This is a genomic window from Dermacoccus sp. Ellin185, assembly GCF_000152185.1.
Taxonomy (GTDB): domain Bacteria; phylum Actinomycetota; class Actinomycetes; order Actinomycetales; family Dermatophilaceae; genus Dermacoccus; species Dermacoccus nishinomiyaensis.
Genome location: NZ_AEIQ01000057.1, coordinates 1 through 13,272, shown reverse-complemented (window position 1 = coordinate 13,272; position 13,272 = coordinate 1). Strand labels below are relative to the sequence as shown.

Here is a 13,272-nt window from a genome sequence, read left to right as displayed (position 1 = left end):
CGCCCGCGCCGTCGGCCGCGGTGGAGACGCCGTCGAACTCGAACGCCGCCTCGTTCGGGCGGGTCGACGAGGACGGCACGGTGTACGTGCGCACGCCCGACGGTGAGAAGGCCGTCGGCTCCTACCCCGGCAAGAGCGCCGACGAGGCCCTCGCCTACTTCGCGCGCAAGTACGACGAACTGCGCGCCGCGGCCGCCTTGCTGCTGCAGCGCGTGACGCAGACCGACATCAGCGCCCACGACGCCGGCGAGTCGCTCAAGACGCTGCGCAAGCAGGTCACCGAGACGAACGCCGTCGGCGACCTGCCCGCGCTCGACAGCATCATCGAGGACATCGCGACGGCGCTGCGCGTCAAGCAGCAGGTCGAGGGTGAGGCCCGCGCCGCGGCGAAGAAGGAGGCCCTCGCCCACCGCGAGCAGCTCGTCGCCGAGGCCGAGCAGATCGCCGCGCAGGATCCCGAGAAGGTGCAGTGGAAGAAGAGCACGACGCGCATGCGCGAACTGCTCGACGAGTGGAAGAACCACCAGAAGAACGGTGCACGTCTCGACCGTGACGTCGAGTCGGCGCTGTGGCAGCGCTTCTCCGCTGCTCGCAACGGGTTCGACAAGACGCGTCGCACGCACTTCAGCCAGCTCGACGAGCAACACGGTGCGGCGAAGAAGGAGAAGGAGCGTCTCGTCGCCGAGGCCGAGAAGCTCGCCACCTCGAACGACTGGGGGCCCACGGCGTCGGCGTTCAAGCGCCTCATGAGCGAGTGGCGTCAGGCCGGGCGCGCGTCGCGTTCCGACGACGACGCGCTGTGGCAGCGCTTCAAGAAGGCGCAGGATGCGTTCTTCGCGGCGAAGGATGAGGTCGTCGCCGAGGAGAACAAGGTGTTCGAGGCCAACGCCAAGGTCAAGGAGGAGCTGCTGGCCGAGGGCCAGAAGATCCTGCCGGTCAAGGACCTGGGCGCCGCGAAGGCCCAGCTGCGCGCGCTGCAGGAGAAGTGGGACGCCGCGGGCAAGGTTCCGCGCAAAGACATGGACCGCATCGAAAAGGGCATGCGCCGCATCGAGAACGCCGTGCGTGACGCCGAGCAGGCGCAGTGGAAGAAGTCCGACCCCGAGGTGAGCGCGCGCGCCAACTCGATGGTCACCCAGCTCGAGAACGCCGTCGCGTCGCTGCGCAGTGACGTCGAGGCCGCCGAGGCCGCGGGCAACTCTAACAAGGCCGCGAAGCTGCGTCAGGAGCTCGAGGCGAAGCAGTCGTGGCTCGAGCAGGTGCGCTCGACCGCCAACGAGCTGGAGGGCTGAGAGGCATCATGAGTTTCGGATCCGGACGTTTCACGACGGATTCGGCCGCCGAAGGGTTGGTCGCGTACCTGCGCACCAGCCCTTCGCCGTTCCACGCGGTCGCATCCTCTCTGTCGATGCTCGTCGAGGCGGGCTTCACGCCCCTCGACGAGCGTGACGCCTGGCCGAGCGAGCCGGGACGTTACGTCACGACGCGCGGCGGGTCGCTCGTCGCGTGGTCGACGGAGCGCGTGCCCACTCGGCCGTTCGACGGCTCTGGTGGTGGCGCTGATGACGGTGACGCCGGTGGCGAGCGCGGCGCGGTCGCGTTCCGAGTCGTCGGTGCACACACCGACTCCCCCAACCTGCGCATCAAACCGCGCCCCGACCACGAGCGCATCGGCTGGCAACTGCTCGGCGTTGAACCGTACGGCGGCCTGCTGCTCAACTCGTGGCTCGATCGCGACCTCGGGCTGTCGGGGCGCGTCGCGGTACGCGAGGCCGACGGTAGCGTCGGTGAACGGCTGTTCGCCGTCGACGAGCCGCTGCTGCGCGTCTCGCAGCTCGCGATCCACCTCGACCGCTCGACCAACGACGCTCTGACGCTCAACAAGCAGCTGCACATGGAACCGTCGTGGGCGCTGTCGCAGGCACCACTGTTCGTCGAGTGGCTCGCCGAGCAGGTTCGCGTCGAACCGGTCGACGTGCTGAGCTGGGACGCGATGACGCACGACGTGCAGCCGGCCGCGCGCACCGGGTTGCACCGCGAGTTCGTCGCGGGCGCCCGGATGGACAACCTCGCGACGAGCTACGCCGCGACGCAGGCACTCATCGACGCCGTCGAGCGCCCGGCACCCGAGGGTGAGGTGCCGCTCGTGCCGCTCATCGCGCTGTTCGACCACGAGGAGATCGGCTCGATGTCGGAGCGCGGCGCGTTCTCGAACCTGCTGCCGACGATCTTCGAACGCATCATCTCGACGCTCGGCGGCGGGCGTGACGACGTGCACCGCGCGATGGCGCGCACCGTCATCGCCTCGGGCGACATGGCGCACGCGACGCACCCGAACTACGCCGATCGTCACGAACCTGCGCACCACATCGCGATGAACGGCGGGCCGGTGCTGAAGATCAACACGAACCTGCGCTACGCGACGGATTCGGTCGGCGCCGCCCACTTCGCCGCCGCGTGTCGGGAGGCGGGCGTGCCGGTGCAGGAGTTCGTCGTGCGCTCTGACCTGCCGTGCGGCTCGACCGTCGGGCCGATGACGGCGGCGCTCACCGGCGCGACGACCGTCGACTTCGGCGCCCCGACTCTGTCGATGCACTCGGCGCGCGAACTCGTCGGCGCCGCCGACCAGGCGATGTACGGCGCGGCCCTCGCAGCGTTCCTCGCTCCGGGGCGTGACTGACGGGTCGGCGCCTGGCGCGCACGGCCGCTGAGGTTGCACAAAGGTCCCCAGCTCGAGCCACATCGCCCGAGAACGCGTCAGCCGTGACTCGTTCTCGGGCGATGTTCGTGCGGTGACGCCGTACACCGCCGTGAGGTCAACCCTGGGCGGCGTGCTCGTTCAGCCCGGCGAAGATGCCGCACAAGCGCGCGGCGCGCTCGCTCGTGAAGACGTCCTCGAGCCGGATCGGCTCGCCGTCGGGGCCGGACAGCGGTACACGCCAGTTCGGGTACTCGTCGGCCGTGCCGGGCTGGTTCTGCACGCGCACGTCGCCGACGGCGTCGACGAGCGCGACGTTGAGCATCCGTGACGGCGTCGTGACGAGGAACGCGTGCAGTGCCTCGACGACCTGTTCGTTCGGCGCGTCGGCGTCATCGAGCAGGCCCTGAGCGACGAGAAACTCGCGCCACCGCCGGCGGTCCGCCTCGTCTCGCGCCAACTCGTCCTCGAGCGAGCCGTCGAGCAGCCCCAGCTCGTGACGCAGCCGCACGTGCGCGGCGTCGAGATAGCCGGCCGTCGGCGGCAGGTCATGCGTCGTCACCGACGCGAGGCACTTCTCGCGCCAATCCTCGGGTGGCAGCGGACGCTGCGCATCCCAGTCCTGTTCGAACCACAGGATCGACGTGCCGTACACGCCGCGCTCGGCGAGGAACGTCTGCACCCACGCCTCGAGCGTGCCGAGATCCTCCCCGACGACGAGCGCACCCGCGCGCTGCGCCTCGAGGACCAGGATGCCGATCATCGCCTCGTGGTCGTACGTCACGTACGTGCCGTCCTTCGGCGTCATGCTCTCCGGCACCCACCACAGGCGGAACAGCCCGAGAATGTGGTCGATGCGCACCCCACCGGCGTGGCGCAGGACGGTGCCGACGATCTCGCGGAAAGGCGCGTAAGCCGTCTCGGCGAGACGATCCGGGCGCAGCGGTGGCTGCCCCCAGTCCTGCCCGAGCTGGGTGAACTGATCAGGCGGAGCGCCGACGTGGATGCCCGCCGCGAACGCGTCCTGCAGGGCCCAGGCGTCCGCGCCCGCGGGGTTGACGCCGACGGCGAGGTCGTGGACGACGCCGAGCGCCATGCCCGCGGCGACGGCGTCCGACTGCACGCCGCGCAGCTGCTCGTCGAGGCACCACTGCAACCAGCGGTGGAAGTCGACCTCGTCGGCGTGCTCGGAGCCGAACCGCGAGACGGCGGGCGCCGTCGCGTCCTGATAATCGTGCGGCCAGGTTCGCCAGTCGGGCCCGAAGGTGCGGAACAGCACGCACCATGTCGCGAAACGGGTGAGCTGCTCGCCGCCGGCGCGGCAGTAGGCGTCGAACGCGGCCTGACGCCCCGGCGTGCGCCCGATCTGCCACAGGACTCGCAACGCCTGCTCCTTCGCCCCCCACGCAGCGTCGAGGTCGATGCGGTCGACGTCGTCGAGGCGCGCGTGGACATCCCGCGCCAGGTCGTCGATGACCCCGCGGATGTCGGCGGACGCGCTCGCGTACTCCTCGACGTGCTCGACCCGCAGGTAGAGCGGGTTGACGAAGCGACGCGACGTCGGCAGGTACGGCGACGGCTCCATCGGCGCGCTCGGTTGTGCCGCGTGCAGCGGATTGACGAGGACGTAGTCGGCGCCGTGCTCGGCCGCCGACCACACGGCGAGGTCGCGCAGATCAACGAGGTCGCCCACACCCCATGACCCCTGTGAACGCACCGAATACAGTTGCGTCGCCAGGCCCCACACGCGCTTGTCGCGCATCGTCGCCGGCACCTCGAGCACCCGCGGGGTGACGATGAGGCTTGCGCGCGCACCCGCGGCCCTCGTGTCGTGCCCGTCGCCGGCCTCGGTGGACGGGCGATCCTCGCCGTCGACGCGCGTGTCGTCACTGTCGCCGTCGCCCGCAGCAAGGCCAACAGGCGACACGATGACGGTGTGGTACCCCAGCGGCAGGTCGCCGTCCACGCGCGCGACATGCCGTTCGACGACGCGTCCGTCGACCTCGCGGGTCTCCTGCGCGCGCGACGACACCGTCACCGAGACATGCGTCCCGACCTCGGTGACGACGTGCACGGCCACCTGGTCGCACTCAACGACGTGCACCGGGAACTCGACATCGTCGCCCTCGCGCACGACGACGCACGGCGGCACGACGCGGCGCCACGGTGCGTCCCGACGCGTCTGCAACGCCGAGCGCACGGCGTCGGGCGTCGAAGCGTCGACGTCGAGCGCCGCCAGGACGGCGACGAGCGTGTCAGCCGCGACGCTGACGCGGGCCTTCTTCCAGTCCTCGTACTCGGTCGTGATGCCGTACGCCTCGGCGAGTTCGACGAGGTCAGGCGTGGCTGCGGAGTCGGTCACGGCGGGCGTCCGTTCGTGCGGGGGCAGGTCGCCGTCAGCCTATCGCTGGGCGCCGACACACCGTCGGCACCGTCAGCGGCTGCGGTTCACTCGTCCTCGTCGGCCGCCGGCGACGCGGCGGGCTTCACCTGCTCCGGCGTCGTGCGATGGTCGGCGCGCGCGCCGGTGCCGGTGATGCGGTAGACGTCGAACACGCCACTGACCTTGCGCACCGCGCGCATGACGTGGTCGAGGTGGCTCGCATCGCCCATCTCGAACGTGAACTTGCTGATGGCGACGCGGTTGGCCTGCGTCGACAGGTTCGCCGACAGGATGTTGACGTGCTGGTCGCTCAGCGCGCGCGTGATGTCGGAGAGCAACCCGCTGCGATCGAGCGCCTCGACCTGCAGCTGCACGAGGAACACGCTCGCCTGTCCGGGCGCCCACGCGACGTCGATGAGCCGCTCGGGCTGGCGACGCAGGTTTTCGATGTTCGTGCAGTCCTCGCGATGCACGGACACGCCCGAGCCCGTCGTGACGAACCCGACGATGTCGTCGCCCGGCACCGGTGTGCAGCAGCGCGCGAGCTTGACCCACACGTCGTCGGTGCCGACGACGGTGACGCCCGGATCGCCCGCACGTGAGCGCGGCGCGGTGCGCGGCGTCGTCGCCTCCGCCATGTCCTCCGTGGCTGCTTCCTCACCGCCGTGCGCCTTGACGAGGGCACGCATGACGGCTTCGGTCGAGACGTGCCCGTCACCGATCGCGGCGTACAGGGCGTCGATGTCGGCGTGGTTCATCCGCGTCGCGACCTCGGTCAACGACTCGTGCGACATGAGGCGCTGCAGGGGCAGACCCTGCTTGCGCAGTGTCTTCGCGAGGGAATCCTTACCCTTCTCGATGGCCTCCTCGCGGCGTTCCTTCGTGAACCACTGCTTGATCTTGCTCTTGGCACGCGGCGACTTGACGAACGTCAGCCAGTCGCGGCTCGGCCCGGCGCCGTCCGCCTTCGAGGTGAGCACCTCGACCGAGTCGCCCGTGACGAGCGTCGTCTCGAGTGGCGCGAGACGCCCGTTGACGCGCGCGCCGATGCAGTGGTGGCCGACCTCGGTGTGCACGGCGTACGCGAAGTCGACGGGCGTCGACCCGGACGGCAACCCGATGACGCCGCCCTTCGGCGTGAAGACGTAGATCTCGCGGCTGCCGACCTCGAAGCGCAACGACTCGAGGAACTCGCCCGGATCCTCCGTCTCGCGCTGCCACTCGAGCAGCTGACGCAGCCACGCCATGTCGTTCGTGCCCGTCGCCGGCGAGGCGCTGACCGTGCCGTCGGCGCTCGTCGCACCCTTCTTCGCGTCGTCCTTGTACTTCCAGTGCGCGGCGACGCCGTACTCGGCGCGACGGTGCATGTCGTAGGTGCGGATCTGGATCTCGACGGGTTTGCCGCCGGGTCCGATGACCGTCGTGTGCAACGACTGGTACATGTTGAACTTCGGCATCGCGATGTAGTCCTTGAACCGCCCCTGGACGGGCGTCCACCGCGTGTGCAGCGTGCCGAGCACGGCGTAGCAGTCGCGCACCGACTCGACGAGGACGCGCACGGCGACGAGGTCGTAGATGTCCTCGAAGTCGCGGCCGCGCACGATCATCTTCTGGTACACGGAGTAGTAGTGCTTGGGCCGGCCCGTCACCTCACCGGCGATGCGCGCGGCCCTTAGATCGGCCGACACCTGCTCCTTGACGGTGCGCAGGTACGACTCGCGCGCCGGTGAGCGGTCGGCGACGAGGCGGACGATCTCGTCGTAGACCTTGGGATAGAGCGTCGCGAACGACAGATCCTCCAGCTCCCACTTGATCGTGTTCATGCCGAGCCGGTGCGCGAGCGGCGCGTAGATCTCGAGCGTCTCCGTCGCCTTGCGCTGGGCGGACTCGGCGGAGACGTACCGCCACGTGCGCGCGTTGTGCAGGCGGTCGGCGAGCTTGATGACGAGCACGCGGATGTCCTGTGCCATCGCGACGACCATCTTGCGCACCGTCTCAGCCTGCGCGGCGTCGCCGTACGTCACCTTGTCGAGCTTCGTCACACCGTCGACGAGACGCGCGATCTCGGGCCCGAAGTCGTCGGTGAGCTGCTCCAGCGAGTAGTCGGTGTCCTCGACCGTGTCATGCAGGAGGGCCGCGGCGAGCGTCGGCGGCGTCATGCCGAGCTCGGCGAGGATGGTCGCGACGGCGAGCGGGTGGGTGATGTACGGGTCGCCGCTCTTGCGCACCTGATGACGGTGGCAGCGCTCCGCCACCTCGTAGGCGCGCTCGATCAGCGCGGTGTCGGCCTTCGGGTGCGTCTCACGCACCGTGCGCAGCAGCGGGTCGAGCACGCGGTTCAAGCCCGGACGCGGGCCCCCGAAGCGGACGAGACGGGCGCGCACGCGCGAGGTCGCGTTGGAACCGGACTGCTCAGCCATGCGCCGATCGTAGTGCCCCTGGCGTCAGTTGACGACGAGGCCCGTGTGGAGCTCCCACCGATCAAGCCGTTCGCGGCCGGGCAGGAAGGCCAGTTCGACGAGCACGTCGAGGCACGCCACACGCCCGCCGACCTTCTCGATCAGCTCGCAGGCAGCCACGGCCGTGCCCCCGGTCGCGAGCACGTCGTCGACGACGAGGACGTTCGCACCCGGCGTCACCGCGTCCGTCTGCACCTCGATCGTCGCCGAGCCGTACTCGAGGTCATAGGAGGCGGAGACGACGTCACCGGGCAGCTTGCCCTTCTTGCGGATCGGCACGAAACCGACGCCCATGCGCTGCGCCAGCGGCGCGCCGATGATGAACCCGCGCGCCTCGACGCCCGCGACGACGTCGACGCCGTCATGACGCTGGGCCAGCAGGTCGAGCACCTGTCCGAACGCCGCCGGGTCGGCGAACAGGGGCGTCAGATCCTTGAAGACGACACCGGGGCTCGGGAAGTCGGCGATGTCACGCGTGTGGCGGCCGACGACGTCGGCGATGCGCTGCTCGATCATCGCGGCGGCCTCAGTCGTCACGCTTGGCAGCGGGGTGGATGCCGCGCGTGCGCGCCGTCTGCGACGCGCCACCGCCCTGGGAAGGGGCCGGCGCCGTCACGACGCCCGAGGCGGACGCCGCGGTGGCGTGCTCGTCGTCGGTCGTGGCACGCGACTGGTAGCTCCCGGCTCGACGCGCGAGCTCCTGGACGCCCTTCTCGCGGCGGCGCAGGTCGGTCAGGGCCGGCGTCGCGATGAAGATCGACGAGAAGGTGCCCACGGCGATACCGATGAACAGGGCGACGGCGATGTCGAGCAGCGTGCTCGGGCCGATGAACAGCGCGCCGACGACGAGGATGGCCGAGATCGGCAGCAACGCCACGACGGAGGTGTTGATGGAGCGCACGAGCGTCTGGTTGACCGCGTAGTTCGCGGCCTGGTCGAAGCTGCGGCGGCCGGTCGCGAACGCCTCGCTCGTGTTCTCGCGCACCTTGTCGAACACGACGACGGTGTCGTAGATCGAGTAGCCGAGGATCGTGAGGAAGCCGATCATCGTCGCCGGCGTCACCTCGAGCCCGGTGAGGGCGTAGATGCCGACCGTGAAGAACAGGTCGTGCAGCAGGGCGATGAGCGCGGCCGCGGCCATCGTCCAGGTGCGGAAGTACAACGCGAGCAGGACGGAGACGAACGCGAGGAAGACGAACAGCGCGACGATCGCCTTGTGCGTCACCGTCTCACCCCACGAGGGGCCGATGAACGAGGACGTGACGTTGCTCGGCGACACGCCGAACTCCTTTGCGAGGGACGTCTTGACGGCGTCCGTCGCGTCGGCGGTGCCGTTGCCGAGCTTCTCGCTCTGCACGCGGATCGTGTCGGAGCCGAGCTTCGTCACGACGATGTCGGCGTTCGAGCCGGTCGCCGACTGGACGGCCTTCTCGGCGCGCGTGTCGTAGTCGTGCGTGCTCGAGACGCCGGGCACGCGCAGTTCCGAGCCACCGGTGAACTCGAGGCCGAAGTTGAGCCCCCGCCCGAACAGACCGACGGCGGCGAGCGCGAGCAGCAGCGCCGTCAGGGCGTACCAGCGCTTGCGCTTGCCGATGAAGTCGATCTGGCGGCGACCGGTGAACAGGTCGTTGCCGAATGTTGCGAGGCTGGCCATCAGGCTGTCTCCTCCTGTGCGGCGGCGCGGCGGCGGTCGGCGATCGTCACGCGACCGCGGCCCGCGTATGCGGCCTGACGGGCGCCCAGACGCGCGGGGTCGAGACCGGAGGCGGGGTGGCCGCCACCGAAGAACTTCGTGCGGGCGAGCAGGGCCAGCACCGGGTGGGTGAAGAACATGACGACGACGATGTCGATGATCGTCGTGAGACCGAGGGTGAACGCGAACGCCTTGACGGTGCTCTCCGACAGCACGTAGAGCACGGCGGCGGCGAGGAAGTTCACCGCGTCCGAGATGATGATGGTGCGCTTCGCGCGCGTCCATCCCGTCTCGACGGCGGCCCGCAATGGCCGTCCGGCGCGCACTTCGTCTCTGACGCGTTCGAAGTACACGATGAACGAGTCGGCCGTGATGCCGATGGCGACGATGAGGCCGGTGACACCCGCCATCGACAGGCGGAAGTTGTTGAGCGAGCCGAGCAGCGTGACGGCGAGGTAGGTCATCGCCGCGGCGACGAGCAGGCTCGCGACGGTGACGAGGCCGAGCGCGCGGTACTGGATGAGCGAGTACAGCACGACGAGGCCGAAGCCGATGGCTCCCGCGATGAGACCCTTCGTCAGCTGGTCGGAGCCGAGCTGGGGGCTGACCTGGTCGGAGGTGAGTTCCTTGAAGGACATCGGCAGCGCACCGAACTTCAGCGAGTCTGCGAGCAGCTTGCCGCTCGACTCGGTGAAGCCACCGGTGATCTTCGCCTGACCGTCCGTCAGCGGGGCCTGCACGGTCGGCGCCGAGATCGACTGACCGTCGACGACGATGGCAAAGCGGTTGCGGGGCTGCTCGAGCGGGGCGACGCGACGCGTCACGTTCGCCAGGGCCGTCTTGCCCGAGCCGTTGAGCGACAGGTTGACCGCGACCTCGCCGGTCTGGTTGCCCTGCTGGTTCGTGTCGAGGCCGCTGCTCGCGTCCGTCAGCTGCGAACCCTTGATCTCGACCGGGCCGAGGAGCAGCTTCTCGTTGCCCTCCTTCGCGCACATGACGGTCGGCTTGTTGTCAGGGGCGGCCGCGGCCACCTCCTGGTAGGCCGGGGTGCAGGCGTAGAGCTGCAGCAGCTGGTTGTACGTCGTCGACGGGGTCGCGATACCGGCCTTGACCCAGACCGAGTCGACCTTCTCGTTGCCCCACGCCGGGTCGCTCGCGTTGGCCGGGCCGGCGGTCTTGAATGCGGCCGGCAGTCGGTCCTTCGAACTGGACGACGGTGACGACGAGGCCGAGCTCGACGCAGAACCCGAAGCGGAGGCCGATGAAGACGGTGACGCGGACGCCGAGCCGGGGGCGCCGTTCTTGGCGGCGTTCGAGGGGTTGACGACCTCGGGCAGGCGATACGGCGAGGTACCCGTCGTGCTGCCCTGCGCGGCGGCGATGACTGCGCGGAAGTTGAGCTGCGAGCTGCGCGAGAGCGAGTCGAGCACCTGCTGGCTGGGGTTTCCGGGGATGGAGACGACGATGTCCTTCTCCCCCAGCGTCGTCACCTCCGCCTCGGACGTGCCGGTGGCGTCGACGCGGTTGCGGATGATGTCGACGGCCTGCTTGACCTGGCTCGAGTTGACGCTCTTGCCGCCTGTGACGACCGGTTCGAGGACGACGGTGCGCCCACCTTCGAGGTCGAGCCCCAGCTTCGGTGTCCAATGTCCCGTCGCAGCGATGCCACCGACGAGGACGAGGAACAGGGCGAGAAGCACGGCCAAGCCACGCTTGGGGTTGGTGTGCTTCGGCTTCTTGCGCGCCGCGGGGCGGTTCGAATCGACCGCATAACGGTTCTCGTCGGCGCGCTCGGCGCCTGCGGGCGTGCTCATCGACCCTTCTCCATCTCGTCGGGGGCTGCGGGCAGCAGGGCCCGACGATCGAACCTCACCACGGTGCCGGGGGCGATCTCGAGGTGTCCACTGACGTCGTCGAGTTCGCGCAGCGTGCCGAACAGCCCACTCGTCGTGCGCACCTCGTCACCGACGCGAAGCGCGGCCTGCGCGCGCATCGTCGCCTGGGAGCGCCGACGCTGCGTGAAGAACATCAGCGCGAGCAGGAGGAAGGGCAGCAGCACGAGCAGGATCGGGAAGCCCGAGCTTCCCGCCTGCGACTCGGCGACCAGGTACGGCATGTGGGTCCTCACGTCAGATCTCGAAGCGCCTCGCGCGCTCTCACCGGTGCGCGGTGCGCGGACTCGAGCGGTGGCCGCACCACCCTACCCGGTGAAACGTCCGCCCCCGTCGTCGGTGTCGCGCTGAAATGTCTCGGTGAAGTGCCCGTCCGGCGGGCGCAGCCCGAGGTGCGTCCACGCCCGCGGTGACGCGGCACGCCCACGCGGCGTGCGGATCATGTAGCCCTCGCGCACGAGATACGGCTCGGCCACCGTCTCGACCGTGTCGGGTTCTTCACCGACGGCGACGGCCAACGTCGACAGCCCGACCGGCCCACCCCCGAAGCGTCGGCACAGGGCTTCGAGCACCGCGCGGTCGAGGCGATCGAGGCCGTCGTCGTCGACGTCGAACAGCTCGAGCGCGGCACGCGCGGACGTCAGGTCGACGACGTGGCGCCCGTGCACCTGCGCGTAGTCACGCACCCGGCGCAGCAGCCGGTTGGCGATGCGCGGCGTGCCGCGGGAGCGGCCGGCGATCTCGGTGATGCCCTCACGCGTCGCGGGTACGCCGAGCAGGTCGGCGTTGCGGGCGAGGATGTCGGCGAGGTCGGCCGCGTCGTAGTAGTCGAGATGGCCGGTGAAGCCGAAGCGGTCGCGCAGTGGCGCCGGCAGCAGACCGGCGCGCGTCGTCGCACCGACGACGGTGAAGCGCGGCAGTTCGAGGGGGATCGCGGTGGCCCCTGGGCCCTTGCCGACGATGACGTCGACCCGGAAGTCCTCCATCGCGAGGTAGAGCATCTCCTCCGCGGGGCGGGCCATGCGGTGGATCTCGTCGAGGAAGAGCACCTCCCCCTCGTTGAGCGAGCTCAGGATGGCGGCCAGGTCACCGGCGTGCTGGATGGCAGGGCCGCTCGTGATGCGGATGGGCGCCTCGAGCTCACTCGCGACGATCATCGCAAGCGACGTCTTGCCCAGGCCGGGCGGGCCGGAGAACAGGATGTGGTCGGGCGGCGTCGCTCGGCGCCGGGCCGCCTCGATGACGAGGCTCAACTGCTCGCGCACGCGTGGCTGCCCGGGGAAATCGGCCAGCTTCTTCGGTCGCAGGGCCGCTTCGAGCTGCTGCTCGTCCTCGGTGCCGTTGGGGTCGACGAGGCGCGGCGAGACGTCGGCGCTGTGGTCCTCGAAGTGGGACGGGCTCATCGGCCCAGCTCGCGCAGCGCCAGCCGGAGCACGGTGGGCGTGTTCGCGCCCTCGGCCTCAGGACGGGCAGCCACCTTGGCGACGGCGTCCTCGGCCTGTTTCGCGCTCCAGCCGAGCCCGATGAGCGCCTCGGCGACCTGGTCGCCACCCGCAGTGGCCGGGACGACGGCCTGGGGCGCCGCCTGCCCGCCGTCACCACTGGCGGAGACGACCTTGTCCCGCAGTTCGAGGACGATGCGCTCGGCGCCCTTCTTGCCGATGCCGGGCACCTTCGTCAGCGCCCTGACGTCGCCGCCCGCGATCGCGGTGGCGAGCTGCTGCGGCGGGTGCACGGCGAGCATCGCGAGGGCGAGACGCGGCCCCACGCCACTGACCGTCTGGACCTGCTCGAACAGGGCCCGTTCGTCGTCGTCGGCGAAGCCGAAGAGTGTCAGCGAATCCTCACGCACGACCAGGGACGTCGCGAGGCGCATCGACTCCCCCGGGCGTGCCGCGGCGGCGGTTGCCGGCGTCGTGTGGACGAGCAGACCCACGCCACCGACCTCGACGACGACGCTGTCGAGACGGGCGGTGAGCACCTCACCGGTGAGGCTGGCGATCATGGGCGAACTCCCCTGTTGGCGGGTCGAGTGGCAGGCGCGCTCTGGGACGCGGCGCCGAGGGCGTCACGGTATGTCTTGCTGGCCGAGCGGGAACGTCGCGCCGCGGCAGCCGCAGCCTGCCGGTACGCGACGGCGGCCGGCG

General features: G+C 70.1%; 10 protein-coding genes. 2 read left to right on the top strand and 8 right to left on the bottom strand.

Translation table 11 applies throughout. The features are described from left to right. Together HMPREF0321_RS05535 and HMPREF0321_RS05530 are read left to right on the top strand one after the other, a co-directional pair. Window positions 1-1,292: DUF349 domain-containing protein (locus tag HMPREF0321_RS05535; protein ID WP_040014546.1), on the top strand; the 1,292-nt coding region annotated here is incomplete at its 5' end. 8 nt (window positions 1,293-1,300) lie between these two features. Further along, entirely contained in the window at window positions 1,301-2,680 is a 1,380-nt protein-coding gene (locus HMPREF0321_RS05530; protein WP_006944837.1) for a M18 family aminopeptidase, read from the top strand. A 136-nt stretch (window positions 2,681-2,816) separates the two neighbouring features. On the opposite strand, the gene malQ is transcribed toward HMPREF0321_RS05530, so the two are convergent. The 8 genes from malQ to ruvA form a co-directional block, all read right to left on the bottom strand. After that, window positions 2,817-5,060, bottom strand: coding sequence for a 4-alpha-glucanotransferase (malQ, locus tag HMPREF0321_RS05525; RefSeq protein WP_006944828.1), 2,244 nt, complete (start codon window positions 5,058-5,060; stop codon window positions 2,817-2,819). A gap of 86 nt (window positions 5,061-5,146) precedes the next feature. Continuing rightward, entirely contained in the window at window positions 5,147-7,501 is a 2,355-nt protein-coding gene (locus HMPREF0321_RS05520; RefSeq protein WP_006944833.1) for a bifunctional (p)ppGpp synthetase/guanosine-3',5'-bis(diphosphate) 3'-pyrophosphohydrolase, read from the bottom strand. Between the two features lie 24 nt (window positions 7,502-7,525). Next, window positions 7,526-8,056, bottom strand: a complete 531-nt coding sequence (locus HMPREF0321_RS05515; RefSeq protein WP_006944835.1) for an adenine phosphoribosyltransferase — start codon at window positions 8,054-8,056, stop codon at window positions 7,526-7,528. 10 nt (window positions 8,057-8,066) lie between these two features. Then, the gene (gene secF / locus HMPREF0321_RS05510) at window positions 8,067-9,194 is read right to left on the bottom strand and encodes a protein translocase subunit SecF (RefSeq protein WP_006944836.1); all 1,128 of its coding nucleotides are present in this window, start codon (window positions 9,192-9,194) and stop codon (window positions 8,067-8,069) included. Then, window positions 9,194-11,047, bottom strand: coding sequence for a protein translocase subunit SecD (secD, locus tag HMPREF0321_RS05505; protein ID WP_006944829.1), 1,854 nt, complete (start codon window positions 11,045-11,047; stop codon window positions 9,194-9,196). The genes secF and secD overlap by 1 nt, the downstream gene beginning before the upstream one ends. Beyond that, window positions 11,044-11,349 (bottom strand): preprotein translocase subunit YajC, encoded by a 306-nt coding sequence (yajC, locus tag HMPREF0321_RS05500; RefSeq protein WP_006944834.1) that lies wholly within the window; start codon window positions 11,347-11,349, stop codon window positions 11,044-11,046. The genes secD and yajC overlap by 4 nt, the downstream gene beginning before the upstream one ends. A gap of 84 nt (window positions 11,350-11,433) precedes the next feature. Continuing rightward, complete coding sequence (gene ruvB, locus HMPREF0321_RS05495; RefSeq protein ID WP_006944831.1) at window positions 11,434-12,528, bottom strand: Holliday junction branch migration DNA helicase RuvB; 1,095 nt, start codon at window positions 12,526-12,528, stop codon at window positions 11,434-11,436. Further along, window positions 12,525-13,130 carry a Holliday junction branch migration protein RuvA gene (gene ruvA, locus HMPREF0321_RS05490; RefSeq protein WP_006944830.1) on the bottom strand — a complete coding sequence of 202 codons (606 nt, stop codon included), beginning with the start codon at window positions 13,128-13,130 and terminating at the stop codon, window positions 12,525-12,527. The genes ruvB and ruvA overlap by 4 nt, the downstream gene beginning before the upstream one ends. Between the last annotated feature and the right edge of the window lie 142 nt (window positions 13,131-13,272).

What these genes read in the sequence shown, in the direction of transcription:
- HMPREF0321_RS05530 (WP_006944837.1), top strand. Translation starts at nt 1,301, where the DNA reads ATGAGTTTCGGATCCGGACGTTTCACGACGGATTCGGCCGCCGAAGGG.
- HMPREF0321_RS05520 (WP_006944833.1), bottom strand. Translation starts at nt 7,501, where the DNA reads ATGGCTGAGCAGTCCGGTTCCAACGCGACCTCGCGCGTGCGCGCCCGT.
- HMPREF0321_RS05515 (WP_006944835.1), bottom strand. Translation starts at nt 8,056, where the DNA reads ATGATCGAGCAGCGCATCGCCGACGTCGTCGGCCGCCACACGCGTGAC.
- secF (WP_006944836.1), bottom strand. Translation starts at nt 9,194, where the DNA reads ATGGCCAGCCTCGCAACATTCGGCAACGACCTGTTCACCGGTCGCCGC.
- secD (WP_006944829.1), bottom strand. Translation starts at nt 11,047, where the DNA reads ATGAGCACGCCCGCAGGCGCCGAGCGCGCCGACGAGAACCGTTATGCG.
- yajC (WP_006944834.1), bottom strand. Translation starts at nt 11,349, where the DNA reads ATGCCGTACCTGGTCGCCGAGTCGCAGGCGGGAAGCTCGGGCTTCCCG.
- ruvB (WP_006944831.1), bottom strand. Translation starts at nt 12,528, where the DNA reads ATGAGCCCGTCCCACTTCGAGGACCACAGCGCCGACGTCTCGCCGCGC.
- ruvA (WP_006944830.1), bottom strand. Translation starts at nt 13,130, where the DNA reads ATGATCGCCAGCCTCACCGGTGAGGTGCTCACCGCCCGTCTCGACAGC.